Raw genomic sequence first — 17,821 nt, forward strand, 5'->3', positions numbered from 1 at the left:
TCAGATGACGGACGGCTCCGGCGGGCGCCGGACGATCTTCGCGAGGTCGCGCGGCCTGACCGGGATACGGTGCCGTGACCTTCCGAGAGGCTCGGATGGATCCTTATTTATGGGAGTATCTCCTTCACTGTGAGGGAGGTTTGACGCTTGATGCAGTCGGATGGGCACCAGGAAGGGCGACGTGTCGCAGGCCGCTACCACCTCCTGGAGCCCATCGGGCGGGGCGGGATGGGAGTGGTCTGGAAAGCCCATGACGAGCTTCTCGACCGGACCGTAGCCGTCAAGGAGGTCCGGTACTCCGCCGCTCTCGGCGAGGATGTCCAGACCCTCAACCGGCGCATGATGAGAGAGGCACGGGCCGCGGCCCGGCTCACGCACCCGAACGTCGTGATCGTCTACGACGTGATCGAGGAGAACGAGCAGCCCTGGATCGTCATGCAGCTGGTGCCGTCCCGCTCGCTGGGCCAGGTACTGCGGGAGGACGGCCCGCTGCCGCCCCGGCGGGTGGCGGAGATCGGTCTCGCCCTGCTGGCGGCGTTGCACAGCGCGCACGACGCCGGGGTCCTGCACCGCGACGTCAAGCCGGAGAACGTGCTGCTCGCCGATAACGGCAGGGTGGTGCTCACCGACTTCGGCATCGCCACGCTCGACTCCGAGAACACGCTGACCATGACCGGCGTGGCGGGGACTCCCGCGTTCATCGCGCCGGAGCGGCTGCGCGGCCTGCCCGCCCGCCGGGAGTCGGACCTGTGGTCACTGGGCGCGACGCTGTACGCGGCGGTGGAGGGCAGGTCCCCGCACGACCGCAAGCTGCCGCTGCCCACCATGCACTCGGTCATGATGGACCCGCCCGATCCCGCGCACAACGCGGGCCCGCTGCTGCCCGTGCTGGAGGGGCTGCTCCGCAAGGAGCCCGTTCAGCGCCTCACCTACGCCGAGACCGCCGCCATGCTGCGCCGGGTGGTCGAGGGCCGCTCCTCCACGCGGCCCTGGGCGATCCCCTCGATCACCGCCGATTCCGGGGCCGGTTCCGCCGAGCCGCAGGCCGCGCCCGAGCGGCGCAGGCCGTACGGGCAGGCGGCTCCCCGCACACCCGCACGCGACAAGAAGACGGAGCAGAGGGAGCAGGCCCCGCCCGCCGCCCGCCCGGGACCGGGCGCGCCCGCGGAGCGGGAGGCGGCGGCTCCGCGCGAGGAACCCGGCTCACGCCCGGAGGCCGCGGCGGCGTCCGGCGCCGCGGCGGTCTCTCCGGAGATCCCACAGACCGGGCAGGTCGCCAAGCCTCCGCTCCGGGACGACGCCGCGCCGGCCGCGCCGGCCGTCCCGGAGACTCCCGCCGCGCAACCGTCCTCCGCCGGGGAGAGCCCGGCGGCCGGGGAGGTCCCCGCCGCCGAGGCTCCGGCGGCCTCTCCCGCGCCCGAGCCCGAGCCGTACGGTCCCGGGACGGCGCTTCAGGACGCGACCGTGACCGATTCCTCGAACCGGGAGCCGACCCTGCTCGGGACGCTGGCCCCCGGCAGGCTCCGGCTCGTGCTGCCCGTCGTCCTCGTGGCGCTGCTCATCGTCGCCGGGGTGGGCATCTGGATCGGCATGAACACCGGCTCGACCGGCGTGACCGGGCAGCGCGACCCGGGCACGGCCGGGCCGGGAGGCGAGCCCTCCGGAGGAGCGGGGAGTCCGGAGGGTTCGGGTCCCTCCGAGTCCTCCGAGTCCGGGACGGGCTCGTCCGAGTCCACGCCGAGCCCGTCCGAGACCGGTGAGGACAAGCCCGGTGAGAAGGAGTCCGGCGAGAAGAAGGAAGAGAAGAAGGCCGGGAACGGGCTTCCCGACGGCTGGCGGACGCACAAGGACTCCTTCGGCTTCCGGGTGGGCCTGCCCAAGGGCTGGAAGGTCACGAAGCGCGAGGGCAGGCAGGTCCGCTTCCAGGGACCGGGCGACTCGTTCAGCTTCCTCATGGTCGAGTACACCGACACCCCCGGCCCCGACGCGAAGAAGGACTGGGACGAGTACGAGCCCCAGGCCCGCGGCAACTTCCCCGGTTACGAGCTGATCGGGATCAAGAGGGTCGACTACATGGAGGACGCCGCCGACTGGGAGTTCACCTGGCGGACGAGCTCCGGCAGGGCTCGGGTGGTCAACCGGGGATTCCTCACCGCGGACGGCCGTGGGTACGCCATCTACTGGCACACCCGCGCGTCAGACTGGAAGAAGAACCTGAAGCTGTTCGAGGGCTTCACCAAGACCTTTTCGTCGAAGAAGTGAAGTCCCGCCCGACCGGTTACGATTCCTGGGCCGGGGAGGGGACGGGAGAGATGACCGAACGCAGGGTGGCCGGCAGGTACCACCTGCTCGAACCCATCGGCGAGGGCGGGATGGGCGTCGTCTGGCGCGCCCACGACGAGTTGCTCGACCGGATCGTGGCGGTCAAGGAGGTCCGTTACCGCGGGGTCGACGAGGCCGAGCGGTCCGACCTGAACCGGCGGACCGTCCGGGAGGCGAGGACCGCCGGGCGGCTCGACCACCCGTCCGTGATCATCGTCCACGACGTGGTCGAGGAGGACGGACAGCCCTGGATCGTCATGCAGCTGGTGCGCTCGCGCTCGCTGGGCGAGGTGGTGCGCGAGCGCGGCCCGCTCCCCCCGGAGCAGGTGGCGGCCGTCGGGCTGAGCGTGCTGGGCGCGCTGCGCGCCGCGCACGCCGCCGGCGTCCTGCACCGCGACGTCAAGCCGGAGAACGTGCTGCTGGCCGATGACGGCCGGGTGGTGCTGACCGACTTCGGCATCGCCGCCACGGCGCACGACACCGGGATCACCCGGACCGGCGGGATGGTCGGCACCCCCGCCTTCCTGCCGCCGGAGCGGCTCCACGGACTGCCGGCCACCCCCGAGTCGGACCTGTGGTCGCTCGGCGCGACGCTGTACGCCGCCCTGGAGGGGCACCGGCCCTTCGAACGCGCGACGGCCGCCGCGACCATGATGGCGGTCCTGTCCGGCGAGCCCAGCCCGATGACCCACACCGGGCCCCTCGCCACGGCCGTCCTCGGCCTGATGAACAGGGACCCGGCCATGCGCATGCGCGCCGACGAGGCCGAGGCCCTGCTCGTCCGCGCCGCGGGCGGGACGCCTCCCGGCGCCGCCGCACCGCCCCGGGAGCCCTCCCGCTCCGCGCCGCCCCATGCCGCCACCCCGGCCCCGTACGGCGCGCAACCCGGCCCGACGCCCCCGCCCGCGGCCGCGCACCCGTGGCCGCTGCCCGCCCAGGCCCTGCAGACGCACCCCGGCGACCCCTCCCATCCGGGAGGCTGGACCGGGCCCGGCCGGCGCACCCGCACCGGGGGCGCCGGGAGCCGGATGCCCGCCGGCGGCCCGGGGCGGCGGGTGGCGCTCGCGGTCGGGGCGCCGCTGCTCGTGGCCGTGATCGGAGTGGGCGGCTGGCTCCTGTTCCAGAACCGGGGGGAGGTCCGGGCGGACCCGGAGATCACCGCCTCCGCGACGCCGCAGCCGGACATCCCCACGCCCGTCCCCACCGCCACCCCCTCCGGCCGGAGGATCCCGAAGGGCTGGAGGCTGTACCGGGACCCGCTGGGCTTCAGCATCGCCGTCCCCCGCGGCTGGACCGTCCAGCGCTCCACCGACCGCAGGCGGGTGGAGTTCCGCAAGCCGGGGTCGGCCGCCTTCCTGTGGGTCGAGTCGACCGAGGACCCGGAGAAGGACCCGGTCAAGCACTGGGAGAAGGTCGAGGAGGGCGGCACGGCCAGGAACGTCTGGCCGGGTTACGAGCGCGTCGCCATCACCCCGCTGACCTACCAGGGCCGGCCCGCCGCCGACTGGGAGTTCACCTACGACAGGGCGGGCGTGCGGACGCACGTGCTGGACCGGGGGTTCCGCACCGCCGACGACACTCCGTACGCGATCTACTGGGAGAGCCCGGAGGAGAGCTGGAACCCGGCGTTCTTCGACAGGTTCACCGAGACGTTCCGGCCGTGAGCGACACTCCGGCCACCGGTCCGGGAGAGGCCGCGCGGTTCTGGCGGAACCCGGCGCTGCCGGGGGTGGACCTGCTCAAGGCCCGTTACGTCACGCACCGGTTCACCCGGCACGTGCACGAGGAGTACGCGATCGGGGTCATCCTGTCCGGGGTCGAGGAGTTCGACTACCGGGGCGCCCGGCACCGCGCCGGCGCCGGGTCCGTGGTCCTGGTCGATCCCGAGCAGGTGCACACCGGCCACGCGGGCGTGCCGGACGGCTGGTCCTACCGGATGCTCTACCCGTCCGTCCAGGTGATCGCCGACGTCGCGGAGGAGCTGCTGGCCGGGCGGGGCACGCCGCACTTCCCGGAGACCGTCGTGGACGGCCCGCGCGCAGCCGCCCTGCTGCGCGCCGCCCACCTCGCCGCCGAGCGCGGCGACGACCTGGCCTCCTCCACCCTCGCCCGTACGGCGTTCGGCACGCTGGTCCTGCACCACGCCGCCTACCGCCCGGCCCGCCCGCACCTGTCGGCCGGGGACCGCGCGGTCGGGCTGGCGCGGGAGATCCTGCACGAGCGCCTGGCCGACCCGCCGGCGCTGGAGGACCTGGCCCGCGCGGTGCAGGCGCGCCCCTTCACCCTGCTCCGCGCGTTCAAGGCCGCGACCGGCCTCCCCCCGCACGCCTACCTGAACACGCTCCGGGTACGGCGCGCCCGTGCCCTGCTCGACTCCGGGACGCCCGCCGCGCAGGTCGCCGCGGAGGTCGGCTTCGTCGACCAGGCCCACCTGAACAGGCATTTCAAGCGGATCGTGGGCGTGCCCCCGGTGGCCTACCAGCGCGCAGGAACGTACAAGACCGCACCAGCGAACCGGACATAACCTCCTTCTCATGGAAACAACCACTCGTTCCTCAGCCATCAGGGACGGGCTGGGCGTAGGCCTCGCGGTGGGACTGTCCGGGCTGGCGTTCGGCGCCGCCGCGGTGACCGCCGGGCTGAGCGTCGCCCAGGCGTGCGTGCTGAGCCTGTTCGCCTTCACCGGTGCCTCCCAGTTCGCGCTGGCCGGCGTCGTGGCGGGCGGCGGCAACCTCGTCGCGGGCACGGCGGGCGCGCTGCTGCTCGGCGTGCGCAACAGCCTGTACGGCCTGCGCCTGGCCGATCTGCTCGGGGTCCGGGGCTGGCGCAGAGTCCCGGTGGCGCAGGGAGTGATCGACGAGACCACCGCGGTGGCGCTGGCCCAGCCCGACGAGGAGTCGGCCAGGACCGGCTTCTTCGTCACCTTCGTGAGCCTCTATCTGACCTGGAACGCCACCACCCTGCTCGGCGCGGTGGGCACCTCCCGGGTGGCCGACCCCGCGGTGTTCGGCCTGGACGCGGTGGGCCCGGCGACGTTCCTGGCCATCCTCTGGCCGCGGCTGACCGCGAAGGATCCCGAGACCCGGACGCTGCGGGCGTCCGCCGCGGGCGGCGTCGCGGTCGCGCTGGCCGCCACCCCGTTCGTCCCGCCGGGCGTGCCCGTGCTCCTGGCGGCCGTGCCCGTGCTCGCCCTGGTCCTGAGGAGGCCGCGATGACCCCCCGTCCGGCACCTCCGGCACCCCTCGTCCGGGGAGGACGCCGATGAGCGTGTGGCAGGCCGTCGTGGCCGTCTGCCTGGGCTGTTACGCGTTGAAGCTGGCCGGTCTCTCGGCGCCGCGCCGGGTGCTCGACCACCCGGGCGTGCAGCGCTTCGCCGCGCTGGTCCCGGTGGCGCTGCTGGCCGCGCTGATCGCGGTGCAGACCTTCGCCCACGGCCAGGCCCTGGAGCTGGACTGGCCGCGCACCGCCGGGCTGGGGGCCGCCGTGCTGGCGCTGCTGCTGCGCGCGCCGTTCCTGGTGGTCCTGGCGGCCGCGGCCGCCGTCACGGCCCTGCTCCGCCTGGCCGGTCTGTGACGGGGAGCGCCGTACGGCCTGCGGCCCGAAGCTCCGCACGGTCCGCGCCCGGAAGCGTCACGCGGAAGACCGCGCCGCCGCCGGGGCGGGAGTCCGCCTCCGCCCGGCCGCCGTGGGCGGCGGCGACCGCGGCCACGATGGACAGCCCGAGGCCCGCCCCGCCCCGGCCGCGGTCGTCCTCCCTGGCGCGGCCGGCGGTGCGGGGGACGCGGTAGAAGCGCTCGAAGACGAGCCTGCGCTGCTCCTCGGTGAGGCCGGGGCCCTCGTCGGCGACCTCGATCACCGCCTCCTCCCCGGCTCTCAGGACCCGGACCGCGGCCGGGGTGCCCGGCGGGGTGTGGGCGAGCACGTTGGCCAGCAGGTTGCCGGTCACCTGGCGGAGCCGGGCCTCGTCGCCGGGCACCTCGACCGGCCCGCCGTACTCGGCGGAGATCGGACGGCCCGGCTCGACGGCGCGGGCGTCCGCCACCGCGTCGGCCACCAGCCCGGTCAGCTCGACCGGGGCGCGTTCCAGCGGGCGTCCCTGGTCCAGGCGGGCGAGCAGGAGCATCTCGTCCACCAGCGTCCCCATCCGGGCCGCCTCCGCCTCGATCCTGCGCATCGCCGTGGCCAGGTCCTCGGGGCGGGTGGCCGCGCCGCGCCGGAACAGCTCGGCGTAGCCGCGGATGGTGGCGATGGGTGTGCGCAGCTCGTGGGAGGCGTCGGCGACGAAGCGGCGCAGCCGGTCCCGCGACTCCTCCCGGTCCCGGAACGCCTCCTCGATATGGCCGAGCATCGCGTTGAGGGCGTGGCCGAGGCGGCCCGCCTCACTGCCGGCCGGAGCCGTCTCGATCCGGCGGTCGAGGTCGCCCGCGCCGATGTCCGCCGCCGCCTCCACGATCCGGTCCAGCGGACGCAGGCCCCGGCGGACCAGGTGGGCGGCGAGCAGGGTCAGGCAGGCCAGCGTCACCACCGAGGTGACGATCATGACGCGGGCCACCCGGCCGGTCAGCTCGTCGGAGGCGGCGAGCAGCGCCTGCGGCGTGTCCATGGCCAGCAGCCGGGCGCCGCCGGGCCCGCGCCAGTCCTGCAGCGCGCCGAAGGTGGCCCCGGCGACCGTGCCGAGGGCCAGGGCGACCAGGCCGACGACCGTCACGACCAGCCGGCCGCGCAGGGAGACCGGCAGCCGGGGCCGCAGGGTGCCGGGGAAGCCCGGATGCTCAGCGGAGCCGGGAGAAGCGGCGGGGCGGGGCGGCATCAGTCTTCCCGGGGCAGGCGCAGGACGTAGCCCACACGGGGCACGGTGTGGATGAGGGGCGGCCCGGAGACGTCGACCTTGCGGCGCAGGTAGCTGATGTAGGTCTGGACGACGCCGTCGTTGCCGCCGAAGTCGTACTCCCACACGTGGTCGAGGATCTGCCGCTTGGAGACCAGCCTGCCCGCGTTGGCGGTCAGGAAGCGCAGCAGCTTGAACTCCGTGGGGGTCAGGTCGATGCGCCGTCCGTCCCGCCGGACCTCGTAGGCGTCGTCGTCGATGACGAGACCGGCGAAGGCCAGGCGGCCGGTCTCCGGCCCGGCGCGCTCCGTCCGCCGCAGCACCGCACCGATCCGGGCGACGAGCTCCTCCAGGCTGAACGGCTTGGTGACGTAGTCGTCCCCGCCCATCCGCAATCCGCCGATCTTGTCCTCGGTCGCGTCGCGGGCGGTGAGGAACACCACCGGCACCTGCGATCCGGCGGTCCTGATCCGCCGGCACACCTCGGTTCCCGGCACGTCGGGCAGCATCACGTCCAGGACGATCAGGTCGGGGCGGAAGGATCCCGCCGCCGACAGCGCCTCCGCGCCCGTTGCCGCCACCGCCGTCTCGAAGCCCTCGTAACGCAGGGCGGTCGCCACGAGGTCGGCGAGGTACGGCTCGTCGTCCACCACCAGTATCCGGCTCACCCCGCCAGTCTCCCCCGGCCGATCTTCAAAAGGTCTTAGAGAACTCTGTGAAACCCGGCCCGCAGAGATTCACAGGGATTCACAGAGCGCTCCGAGAACGGCCACACGGCCGCTGAAGATCACTCTGGTGCGCTGGAGGCCATGGAGAGACTCTCGGTTTCCGTCCTGAGACACAGGCGGCTGGTCACGCTGCTGGCCGTATGCGCGTTCCTGGTGGGACTGGCCGCGACCCCGTTCGCGATCCAGCGCCTGTCCGAGGAGTACGCCCACCCCGGGATGCCCGCTTTCGAGGCCAACCGGGAAATCGTCCGGATCTACGGCAACGGCGGTTACCAGCGGCCGTTCGTGCCGGTCGTGGTCCTGCCCGCCGGCATGCGGGCGGAGGAGGAGAAGGAAGTGATCGGCAGGGCGTTCGCGGCCGTCTCGGCGGAACTGCCCCGGGCCCGCGTGGTCTCCTACGCCGACACCGGCGACGCGCGGCTCGTCGGCGCGGACGGCCGGACCACGTTCGGGCTGGTCTTCCCCGGCACGTACTCGGACGGCAGCCCGCCGGGCGGCGGACTGGGCGAGACGCCCGACGAGGGACCGGTGATCACGGCGGTGATGGCCCGGGTCCTGCCGCGGGGCAGCACCGTGCACGTCACCGGCCTGGACGCCCTGGCGCCGAGCGTGGACGCGGGCGGAGTGGACGTGCCCACCAAGATCGGCATCGGCGTGGCCGCCACCGTGGTCGTGCTGTTCCTCGTCTTCCGGTCGGCCCTGGCGCTCGTACCGCTCCTGGTCTCCGCCCTGGCGATCTTCGCGTCGTTCGCCGTGATCCTGCTGCTGACGCTGGTGATGACCGTGCACGACGTGGCGCTGACCACCATGCCGCTGCTCGGCCTGGGCATCGCCGTCGACTACTCGCTGCTGCTGGTGGCCCGGTGGCGGGAGGAGCAGGCCGGCGGGTACCGCGGCGACGAGGCCGTGCACCGGGCGATGCGGGGAGCCGGGCGCGCGGTGCTGTTCAGCGGGATCGCGGTCGCGATCGGCCTGGTGACCATGGTCGTGCTGCCGGTCCCGTTCCTGCGCAGCCTCGGCCTGGCAGGCATGATCATCGCAGTGGCGAGCGTGGCCGTCACGCTCACCGTCCTGCCGGTCCTGCTCGCCCTCGCCGGGCGGCGGCTGGACGCCCGGCGCAGGGCCGGGGACAGGCCGTTCCGCCGGGAGGCGGAGGCCGGGCACGCCTGGTCGGCCTGGGCCCGCGGGGTGGTACGGCTGCGCCGGCCCGCCGCGCTGGCGGCCGGCGGCCTGCTGGCCGTCCTGGCCGTGGCCGCGCTGGACGCCGATCTCGGTCTGCCCGAGAGCGGCGACCTGCGCACCTCGGGCGCCGGGTACGAAGGACTGTCCGCGCTGCGCCGGGCGGGCGTCCCGGCCGGTTCCATCACCCCGTTCGACGCGCTGGTCACCGGCGACCCGGCGCGGGCCGTCGCGCGGATCGAGGCCGTCGAGGGCGTCGCCGCCGTACTGGCGCCGGACACCCCCGCCTGGCGGCGGGACGGCACCGCGGTCGTCACCGTGCTGCCGGTCGCGGAGAGCGGCGCCGCCGCCGGGCAGGAGATCGTCACCCGGGTCCGGGAGGCGGCGGGCGCGGACGTCCGGATCGGCGGCGGCGCCGCGCAGAGCATGGACTTCCGGGCGCACGCGTACGGGGCCTTCCCCTGGATGCTCGGGCTGATCGCGCTCGTCACGTTCGTGACGCTGGCGCGGGCGTTCCGCTCCCTGCTGCTGCCGGTCAAGGCGATCGCGCTCAACCTGCTCTCGCTGGGCGCCGTGGTCGGCGCGATGGTCCTGCTCTGGCAGTACGGCTGGGGCACCCGCGAACTGCTCGGCATCCAGCCGACCGGCTCGATCGGCGAGTTCGTCCCCTTGACGATCTTCGCTTTCCTGTACGGCCTCAGCATGGACTACGAGGTGTTCCTCCTGGCCAGGATGCGCGAGGAGTACGACAGGTCAGGCGACACCGGCCACGCGGTGGTCGAGGGGGTGGGCCGTACCGGACGCCTGGTCACCTCGGCCGCGCTGATCCTGTTCGTCTCCTTCACCGCCCTGGCCATGACCCCCGAGCTGGACGTGAAGGTGTTCGCCAGCGGCTTGGCCCTGGGCATCCTGCTGGATGCGACCCTCATCCGGGGCGTCCTGGTCCCGGCGGTGGTCGCGATGATGGGCCGGTGGAACTGGTGGCTGCCCGCCTGGGCGGCCCGGCCGCTGCGCGTGGAGCCGTCACCCCGATGAGCCCTCCGACGCGGGCGGAGCCGTCACCTCAGCGGACCATCCGACGGCGAACCATCCGCGATGCCCGGATTATCCCGCCAGATCCAGGGTAGCCGCAGGCTCATGTCCGACTCTCAAGAGCTCATCGCCGACCGGTACCGGCTGCTGGAGCATATCGGTCACGGGGGAATGGGCACGGTCTGGCGGGCCCGGGACGAAGTGCTCGGCAGGCATGTGGCGGTCAAGGAGGTCATCCCCTCCCCCGATCTGACCGCCCCGGAGCGCGAGGTCTTCACCGTCCGCACGCTCCGGGAGGCTCGGGCCGCCGGGCGGATCGGCCATCCCGGCGTGGCGACCGTCTACGACGTGATCGAGGAGCGCGGGCGGCCGTGGATCGTCATGCAGCTCGTGGACTCCCGGACGCTCGGGGCCGCGATCAGGGACGACGGCCCCCTGCCCCCGTACGAGGTGGCCCGGATCGGACTCGACGTACTCGGCGCGCTGGTCGCCGCGCATCGCGTGGGCGTGCTGCACCGCGACGTCAAACCGGACAACGTGCTGCTGGCGACCGACGGCCGGGCCGTGCTGACGGACTTCGGCATCGCGGTCCTGGAGGGCGACTCCTCCGTGACCAGGACCGGTGCGATCATCGGCACCCCGGCCTTCATCGCGCCGGAGCGGGCGGCGGGCGGCCCGGCGGAGTTCGCCTCGGACCTGTGGTCGCTCGGCGTGACGCTGTACATGGCGGTCGAGGGGCACTCCCCCTTCCAGCGCGCCCACCCGCTGGCGACACTCGCGGCGGTCATGCATGACGCCCCGGCCCCGCTCCGGCGGGCCGGAGCACTGGGACCGGTGATCTACGGTCTGCTCCACAAGGACCCCGCGCGGCGGATGTCCGCCCAGGAGGTGCAGCGGCACCTGATGGCGATCGTCTCCGGGATCGCCCCGGAACCCACCATGCCGTCCGTGCCGGTCGTCCCGCCCGCCGAACCCGGCTCCGAGCGGCCGTCCGCGGAACCGGCCGACGGAACGCCGGCCGTACCGCCCGTGGTGCCCTCCGCCGCGGCTCCTGCCGCTCCCCCGCCGGCCGCCCCCGGGCTGCCCGGCGGGGCCGTTCCCCGGCCGGGGCGCCGCCGCTCCCTGATCGCCGCGACGACGGCGACGACCGTCGCGGTCGCCCTGACCGCCGGGGCCGCGGCCTGGATCACCTCGAAGGACACGGCCGTGGAACCGCGGAGGGCGCCCGCCTCCGTGAGCGTCCCCTCCACCGGGGCGTCCCCCTCGGAGGGACCCGTGGAGTCGAACTCCGCCGAGGACGCGGGCGGCCCGTCCGCGGAGACGGGCGGGGGCCTGCCCTCCTCCCCGCCGGCCTCGGACGGCCGTGGGGAACGCACCCGGGAGCCGTCCGGCGAGCCCTCGGAGAAACCCTCGGAGAAACCCTCGGACAAGCCGTCGGAGAAACCCTCGGAGAAGCCCTCCCCGGACGAGACGGACGACGACGGCTCCGGTGGCGGGTCCGGCGACGACGAGGGGCAGGATCCCGGCAGGAACGAGGACTCCCCCGGCCAGGTCGACCCCCGCAGCGAGGTGAACGTCTCCGACTCCGACGGACTCGGGAAGGAGTCCGGGAAGGAGACCAAGACCGGCACGAAGGCCAAGGACGACAAGCGCAAGGACGACAAGCGCAAGGGCGACAAGGCCAAGGACGACAAGGGCGGCAAAGCCAAGGGCGGCAAGGTCGAGGGCAGCGCGTAGGACGTGCCGGCCGGTCCCCGCCACGGCGGGAGATCCCGCGGGGCCCGTCCGGCGCGACGGCGGGACGCGCCCGGCGGGCCGGGCCCTCCCCGCCCACCGCCCTACATGTCGCCGCTGACGGCCTTCAGGGCGTGGGCCAGGTCGGCGGGGTAGTCGGTGGTGAAGCTGACCCACTCGCCCGTCGAGGGATGCTCGAAGGCCAGGGAGACGGCGTGCAGCCACTGCCGTCCGACACCCAGGCGCGCGGCCAGGGTCGGGTCCGCGCCGTACAGCATGTCCCCGACGCACGGGTGGCGCAGCGCCGACATGTGGACCCGGATCTGGTGGGTCCGGCCGGTCTCCAGTTTGATGTCGAGCAGCGTCGCGGAGCGGAACGCCTCGATCGTGTCGTAGTGGGTCACCGAGGGCTTGCCCCCCGCCACGACCGCGAACCGGCCGTCACCGAAGGGATGCCGGTCGATCGGCGCGTCCACGGTGCCGCGCAGCGGGTCGGGATGGCCCTGGACCAGCGCGTGGTAGCGCTTGTCCACCGTGCGCTCCTTGAAGGCCCGCTTCAGGTGGGAGTAGGCGTGCTCGCTCTTGGCCACCACCATCGCACCGGTGGTGTTGGCGTCCAGCCGGTGCACGATGCCCTGCCGCTCCGCGGCGCCGCTGGTGGCGACCCGGTGGCCGGTCCCGAGCAGCCCGCCGATCACGGTGGGACCGGTCCAGCCGGTGGTCGGGTGGGCGGCCACGCCGACGGGCTTGTTGACGACCACGATGTCGTCGTCCTCGTAGACGATCGTCATGCCGGGGATGGGCTCGGCCACCGGAGTGGGGGCGGCGGGCGGCGGCGGCAGGGTGACGTCCAGCCACTCGCCGCCCTGGATCCGGTCGGACTTGGCCGCGGGCGCGCCGTCCACCAGCACGTCGCCGGAGGCGATCAGCTCGGCGGCGCGGGTGCGGGAGAGCCCGAACAGCCGGGACAGGGCGGCGTCCAGGCGCTCGCCCTCCAGCCCGTCGGGAACCGGGAGGCTCCTGTGGTCGGCCATGGTCATGCGCCCCCTTTCCGCCCGGTCTCGCGCGTCCCGTCGATCTGGTAGCCCCGCCAGGCGAAGAACACCGCGAGGATGCCGCCGCAGACGATCCCCGCGTCGGCGACGTTCCAGACCGGGAAGTGACCGGGGAAGGTCTCGATGAAGTCCACGACGTGGCCCTGGAAGGGCGCGTCCCGGCCGAAGCCCGAGGGCCAGCGGAAGACCCGGTCGGTCAGGTTGCCCAGCGCCCCGCCGAGCAGCAGGCCGAGGGTGACGGCCCACGGCAGGCTGCGCAGGTGGCGCGCGGTGCGCAGGATCGCGATCACCACTACGGTCGCCACGCAGGTGAAGACGATCGTCATCCCGACGCCGAGGTTGAAGGCCGCCCCGGGGTTGAAGAGCACCCGGAACTGGAGCAGATCGGGGATGACGACCACCGGATCCCGGCCCTCGAGGGTTCTCAGCACGACGGTCTTCGTGATCAGGTCGAGGACGTAGACGATCGGCGCGATCGTCGCGAGCACGGCGATGCGCCGCGCCGCCGGCGGGGCGGCGGGAGCGGCTGCGTCCTCCGAGGCGGCGGCCGGCTCCTCCCTGCCGTCGCCGGCGGCACCGGCCGGGCTCCCCGGAACGGTACCGGCGGCACCGGCGGCCGGGCTCCCCGGGCCACCGGCCGGGCTCCCCGGGACGACACCGGACGGCGGCGTCCCGGCCGGCTGCTCGTCGCCGGTCAGCGGCGCTCCTCCCGCTGTTTGCAGGCCACGCACAGCGTCGCCCTCGGGAACGCCTGCAGGCGCTCCTTGCCGATCGGCTGGTGGCACGATTCGCACACTCCGTAGGTCCCCGCGTCGATCCGGGCGATCGCTCGCTCGTTCTGCGCGATGAGGTCGCGCGAATTCAGGGTAAGGGCGATCTCGCGTTCCCGTTGATACGTCCGGGCCCCGGCGTCGGCCTGGTCGTCCCCCGCACCGTCGGTGACGTCGTTGGATGCGATCTCCGACTCCGCCCGGGCGATCTCGGCGGTCAGTTCCTCGATCTCCGTGGCCAGCCGCTCGCGGACCTCGGTGAGTTCCTCGGCCGTCCAGGGGGCGGCGGGACCGTTCTGTGCCGGAACCACCGCGTTCTTCTCCGCGCGTACGGTCGTGGCCATGTCGGCCTCCTCACTCGGTCGAACCCCTACCAGGGCGGTAAACGGTGCGGGAAGCTTAGGCCGCCCATAACAGAACGGCAAACGCCCCACTAACCTCTTTGCCAATCCCGTACCATCCGCGCTCTTCCTCCTCATTCCGCTCCGCGGCGGATATCGGGAAGCCGGGAAGGCGCCGCGTGCGTTATCGTTTGAGTTCGCAAGGCGTCGACGGGGACGAGTACGTCCGGACCTCCTCGCACGAGCGACCCGGGGACGGTGGAAGCCCGGGGCGAGAGCCGGAGGGAAGATCACCCCTGAGCCGCCGGAAGAACGGTCCCCTGCCCGCTGGGGGGCTCAGTAGACCCGGCCGCGTCCCCAAAGAAGAGGGCTTCCGCCACGCGGAGGCCAAGGAGGGTGGTACCGCGGGACCGCACGGTCTCGTCCCTCCACGCCACTGCCAGCACCAGCGTGGAGGTCCCGGTTCCGATGTCCGCCCATTTCCGCCCCCTTCCCGCGCAGGTCGATCTGCCCGCGCTCGAACACGAGGTGCTCGGTCGCTGGCGGGACGGCAAGATCTTCGAGCGCTCGGTCGAGCAGAACGCCGGGGGTCCCGCCTGGGTCTTCTACGAGGGCCCGCCCACCGCCAACGGCATGCCCGGCGTCCACCACATCGAGGCCCGCGTCTTCAAGGACGTCCTCCCCCGGTACAAGTCCATGCAGGGCTACAGCGTGCCCCGCAAGGCCGGCTGGGACTGCCACGGCCTGCCCGTCGAGGTCGGGATCGAGAAAGAGCTCGGCCTGTCCGGCAAGAAGGACATCGAGGCGTACGGCATCGCCGAGTTCAACGCGCGCTGCCGTGAGTCGGTGCTGCGGCACGTGGACGCCTTCGAAGAGATGACCGAGCGGATGGGGTACTGGATCGACCTGTCCCAGGCCTACCGCACGATGGACCCGGCCTACGTCGAGTCCGTCTGGTGGTCGCTCAAAGTAATCTTCGACAAGGATCTCCTCTTCCGTGACTTCCGGATCACGCCGTACTGCCCGCGCTGCGGCACCGGCCTGTCCGACCACGAGCTGGGCCAGCCCGGCGGCTACGAGACCGTCTCCAGCCCGTCGGTCTACGTCCGGATGCCCGTCGTCTCCGGCCCGCTGGCCGAGCTCGGCGCGTCCCTGCTGATCTGGACCACCACGCCCTGGACCCTGGTGTCCAACACGGCGGTGGCCGTGCACCCCGAGGTCGCCTACGTCGCGGCCCGCCCCGCCGGCTCCGACGAGGTCCTGGTCGTCGCCGCGCCGCTGCTGCACGCCGCGCTGGGCGAGGACGCCGAGGTGCTGGCCACCTTCCAGGGCGCCGAACTGGAGCGCACCGCCTACACGCGGCCGTTCGAGCTGGTCGACATCCCCGGCGCCCACTACGTGGTCCTCGGCGACTACGTCACCACCGAGGACGGCACCGGCCTGGTCCACCAGGCTCCCGCCTTCGGCGCCGACGACATGGCGACCTGCAAGCGGTACGGCCTGCCGGTGGTCAACCCGATCGGCCCCGACGGCCGTTTCCTGGAGGACGTGCCGCAGGTCGGCGGCCAGTTCTTCAAGGACGCCGACGAGGGCCTGACCGCCGACCTGCGCGAGCGCGGCCTGCTGTACCGGGGCAGCCACTTCGAGCACAGCTACCCGCACTGCTGGCGCTGCCACACCGCGCTGCTGTACTACGCGCTGCCCGCCTGGTACATCCGCACCACCTCGATCAAGGAGCAGCTCCTCGCCGAGAACGAGAAGACCAGCTGGTACCCCGGGACGATCAAGTGGGGCCGCTTCGGCGAGTGGCTGCGCAACAACGTCGACTGGTCGCTGTCCCGCTCCCGCTACTGGGGCACCCCGCTCCCGCTGTGGGTCTGCTCCGCCGACGAGTCGCACGTCACCTGCGTCGGCTCGCTGGCCGAGCTGAGCGAGCTGTCCGGCCAGGACGTCTCCGGCCTGGACCCGCACCGCCCCTACGTGGACGACGTCGTGCTGCCCTGCCCCTCCTGCGGGGCCGAGGCGCGCCGGGTGCCCGACGTGATCGACGCCTGGTACGACTCGGGCTCGATGCCGTTCGCCCAGTGGGGCGCGCCGTACCAGAACCCGGAGATGCTCGAGACCGCCTACCCGGCGCAGTTCATCTGCGAGGGGACCGACCAGACCCGCGGCTGGTTCTACTCGCTGATGGCGGTCGGCACCCTGGTCTTCGGCCGCTCCTCCTACGAGAACGTGCTCTGCCTCGGCCTGATCCTGGCCGAGGACGGCCGCAAGATGAGCAAGCACCTGGGCAACGTGCTGGAGCCGATCTCGCTGATGGACCAGCACGGCGCCGACGCCCTGCGCTGGTTCATGGCCTGCTCCGGCTCGCCGTGGGCGGCCCGCCGGGTGGGCCACGCGACCCTGGAGGAGATCGTCCGCAAGGTCCTGCTGACCTACTGGAACACGGTCTCGTTCTTCACGCTCTACGCCAACGCCGAGTCCTGGGCCCCGTCCATGATCGGCCAGGCCCCGGCGTACGGCGAGCGCCCGCTGATCGACCGGTGGGCCCTGGCCGAGCTGCACCGGACGGTGGCCGAGGTCACCTCCTCGATGGACGAGTTCGACACCGCCCGGGTCGGGCGGCGGCTGGCCGAGTTCCTCGACGACCTGTCCAACTGGTACGTGCGGCGCTCCCGCCGCCGGTTCTGGTCGGGTGACGTCTCCGCCTTCGCCACCCTGTACGAGTGCCTGGAGACCGTCACCCGGCTGATGGCGCCGGTGGTGCCGTTCGTCACCGACTACGTCTGGGACGTGCTCCGCGAGGACGAGAGCCCCGCCTCGGTCCACCTGGCCTCCTGGCCGCAGGTGAACTCCGCCCTGCTGGACCCGGCGCTGTCGGAGCAGATGGCGCTGGTCCGCCGCCTGGTGGAGCTGGGCCGTTCGGCCCGTGCCTCCAGCGGGGTCAAGACCCGTCAGCCGCTCGGCCGCGCGCTGGTCGGCGCCCCGGGCTGGGCCGCGCTCTCCGCCGAGCTGCGCGAGCTGATCGCCGAGGAGCTCAACGTACAGACCCTGGAGGACCTGTCGGGCTTCTCGGCCGATCTGGTCTCCTTCACCGTCAAGCCCAACTTCCGGGCCCTGGGCAAGCGGTTCGGCTCCCAGACGAAGCTGGTGGCCGCCGCGGTGACCGCCGCCGACGCCGGGGAACTGGCCCAAGCCCTGCGGGGCGGGTCGCCGGTCTCGCTGGAGGCCGGTGAGCTGGGCACGGTGGAGCTGACCGCCGAGGACGTGATCGTCACCGAGCAGCCGAAGTCCGGCTGGGCGGTGGAGACCGGCGCGGTCGACACCGGCACCGGTGAGACCGTCGCCCTGGATCTGGCCATCACCGACGAGCTGCGCCGCGCCGGCCTGCTCCGCGACGTGATCCGTCTGGTCCAGGAGGCCCGCAAGGCCACGGGCCTGGCCATCACCGACCGGATCGACCTGTGGTGGTCCACCGGCGACGCCGACCTGGCCGAGGCCCTGCGCACCCAGGGGGGCACCGTGGCCGACGAGGTCCTCGCCCTGTCGGTCACCGAGGGCGCCGCCGAGGACGTCCCGTCCCACCAGGACTCCGACCTGGGCCTCACCTTCCAGCTCCGCCGCACCACCGCCTGACCCCGATACGCGCGGAGGGGCCCGGGGAACACCCCGGGCCCCTCCGCGCGTTCGACCGGGCCCCTCGAAGGCGCCCTCCGGCCCTCACGGAAGCACCAGGCGCGCCCCGCTACGACGCTCCCTCCGGACGCCCGTACCCTCCCGCAGGGGCACCGGGCATGGCGCCGGTACGGCGAGGGGGTACGGCGGGGTACGG

The 17,821-nt window shown here is 73.4% G+C and carries 13 protein-coding genes; 8 read left to right on the forward strand and 5 right to left on the reverse strand.

Annotated features, from left to right (window positions below):
* Nucleotides 1-150 precede the first annotated feature (150 nt).
* Genes IEZ08_RS05240 through IEZ08_RS05260 form a run of 5 tightly spaced genes read left to right on the forward strand, consistent with a single transcriptional unit; the run spans nt 151 to nt 5,895 of the window.
* Nucleotides 151-2,262: a serine/threonine-protein kinase gene (locus IEZ08_RS05240; protein ID WP_229802949.1), complete on the forward strand. Its 2,112-nt coding sequence runs from the start codon at nt 151-153 to the stop codon at nt 2,260-2,262.
* 50 nt (nt 2,263-2,312) lie between these two features.
* Nucleotides 2,313-3,986 carry a serine/threonine-protein kinase gene (locus IEZ08_RS05245; protein ID WP_189241774.1) on the forward strand — a complete coding sequence of 558 codons (1,674 nt, stop codon included), beginning with the start codon at nt 2,313-2,315 and terminating at the stop codon, nt 3,984-3,986.
* A complete protein-coding gene (locus IEZ08_RS05250) occupies nt 3,983-4,846 on the forward strand; it encodes an AraC family transcriptional regulator (protein WP_068922715.1) in 864 nt (287 codons plus the stop codon). Before IEZ08_RS05245 ends, IEZ08_RS05250 begins: the two co-directional genes overlap by 4 nt.
* A 10-nt stretch (nt 4,847-4,856) precedes the next feature.
* Nucleotides 4,857-5,537: an AzlC family ABC transporter permease gene (locus IEZ08_RS05255; protein WP_068922714.1), complete on the forward strand. Its 681-nt coding sequence runs from the start codon at nt 4,857-4,859 to the stop codon at nt 5,535-5,537.
* 46 nt (nt 5,538-5,583) lie between these two features.
* Nucleotides 5,584-5,895, forward strand: coding sequence for an AzlD domain-containing protein (locus IEZ08_RS05260; protein WP_068922713.1), 312 nt, complete (start codon nt 5,584-5,586; stop codon nt 5,893-5,895).
* Here IEZ08_RS05260 and IEZ08_RS05265 read toward each other — a convergent pair.
* Both IEZ08_RS05265 and IEZ08_RS05270 read right to left on the reverse strand, forming a co-directional pair.
* Nucleotides 5,864-7,132, reverse strand: a complete 1,269-nt coding sequence (locus tag IEZ08_RS05265; protein WP_068922712.1) for a sensor histidine kinase — start codon at nt 7,130-7,132, stop codon at nt 5,864-5,866. The two genes, IEZ08_RS05260 and IEZ08_RS05265, sit on opposite strands and share 32 nt — an antisense overlap.
* Nucleotides 7,132-7,818 (reverse strand): response regulator transcription factor, encoded by a 687-nt coding sequence (locus tag IEZ08_RS05270; RefSeq protein WP_068922711.1) that lies wholly within the window; start codon nt 7,816-7,818, stop codon nt 7,132-7,134. The genes IEZ08_RS05265 and IEZ08_RS05270 overlap by 1 nt, the downstream gene beginning before the upstream one ends.
* A gap of 141 nt (nt 7,819-7,959) precedes the next feature.
* On the opposite strand from IEZ08_RS05270, the gene IEZ08_RS05275 reads away from it, so the two are divergent.
* Together IEZ08_RS05275 and IEZ08_RS39345 are read left to right on the forward strand one after the other, a co-directional pair.
* Nucleotides 7,960-10,092 (forward strand): MMPL family transporter, encoded by a 2,133-nt coding sequence (locus tag IEZ08_RS05275; protein WP_189241775.1) that lies wholly within the window; start codon nt 7,960-7,962, stop codon nt 10,090-10,092.
* Nucleotides 10,093-10,194: 102 nt separating this feature from the next.
* Entirely contained in the window at nt 10,195-11,826 is a 1,632-nt protein-coding gene (locus IEZ08_RS39345) for a serine/threonine-protein kinase (RefSeq protein WP_203863226.1), read from the forward strand.
* 101 nt (nt 11,827-11,927) lie between these two features.
* Here the strand turns inward: IEZ08_RS39345 and IEZ08_RS05285 are convergent, their stop codons facing one another.
* From IEZ08_RS05285 to IEZ08_RS05295, 3 genes are read right to left on the reverse strand one after another with little or no spacing between them, the layout of a single operon-like run.
* Nucleotides 11,928-12,857 (reverse strand): RluA family pseudouridine synthase, encoded by a 930-nt coding sequence (locus IEZ08_RS05285; RefSeq protein ID WP_068928632.1) that lies wholly within the window; start codon nt 12,855-12,857, stop codon nt 11,928-11,930.
* A 2-nt stretch (nt 12,858-12,859) separates the two neighbouring features.
* Nucleotides 12,860-13,609 (reverse strand): signal peptidase II, encoded by a 750-nt coding sequence (locus IEZ08_RS05290; protein ID WP_068922708.1) that lies wholly within the window; start codon nt 13,607-13,609, stop codon nt 12,860-12,862.
* A complete protein-coding gene (locus tag IEZ08_RS05295) occupies nt 13,573-13,992 on the reverse strand; it encodes a TraR/DksA family transcriptional regulator (protein ID WP_068922707.1) in 420 nt (139 codons plus the stop codon). Before IEZ08_RS05295 ends, IEZ08_RS05290 begins: the two co-directional genes overlap by 37 nt.
* A gap of 465 nt (nt 13,993-14,457) precedes the next feature.
* Between IEZ08_RS05295 and ileS the strand changes: the two genes are divergently transcribed.
* Nucleotides 14,458-17,625, forward strand: coding sequence for an isoleucine--tRNA ligase (gene ileS, locus IEZ08_RS05300; protein ID WP_068928631.1), 3,168 nt, complete (start codon nt 14,458-14,460; stop codon nt 17,623-17,625).
* Nucleotides 17,626-17,821 lie beyond the last annotated feature (196 nt).

Source organism: Planobispora rosea (assembly GCF_014648175.1).
GTDB classification, from domain to species: Bacteria; Actinomycetota; Actinomycetes; order Streptosporangiales; family Streptosporangiaceae; genus Planobispora; species Planobispora rosea.

Coding starts and splice junctions, on each gene's coding strand:
- IEZ08_RS05275 (WP_189241775.1), top strand. CDS start 7,960: ATGGAGAGACTCTCGGTTTCCGTCCTGAGACACAGGCGGCTGGTCACG.
- IEZ08_RS39345 (WP_203863226.1), top strand. CDS start 10,195: ATGTCCGACTCTCAAGAGCTCATCGCCGACCGGTACCGGCTGCTGGAG.
- IEZ08_RS05240 (WP_229802949.1), top strand. CDS start 151: ATGCAGTCGGATGGGCACCAGGAAGGGCGACGTGTCGCAGGCCGCTAC.
- IEZ08_RS05285 (WP_068928632.1), bottom strand. CDS start 12,857: ATGGCCGACCACAGGAGCCTCCCGGTTCCCGACGGGCTGGAGGGCGAG.
- IEZ08_RS05265 (WP_068922712.1), bottom strand. CDS start 7,132: ATGCCGCCCCGCCCCGCCGCTTCTCCCGGCTCCGCTGAGCATCCGGGC.
- IEZ08_RS05260 (WP_068922713.1), top strand. CDS start 5,584: ATGAGCGTGTGGCAGGCCGTCGTGGCCGTCTGCCTGGGCTGTTACGCG.
- IEZ08_RS05245 (WP_189241774.1), top strand. CDS start 2,313: ATGACCGAACGCAGGGTGGCCGGCAGGTACCACCTGCTCGAACCCATC.
- IEZ08_RS05255 (WP_068922714.1), top strand. CDS start 4,857: ATGGAAACAACCACTCGTTCCTCAGCCATCAGGGACGGGCTGGGCGTA.
- IEZ08_RS05295 (WP_068922707.1), bottom strand. CDS start 13,992: ATGGCCACGACCGTACGCGCGGAGAAGAACGCGGTGGTTCCGGCACAG.
- ileS (WP_068928631.1), top strand. CDS start 14,458: ATGTCCGCCCATTTCCGCCCCCTTCCCGCGCAGGTCGATCTGCCCGCG.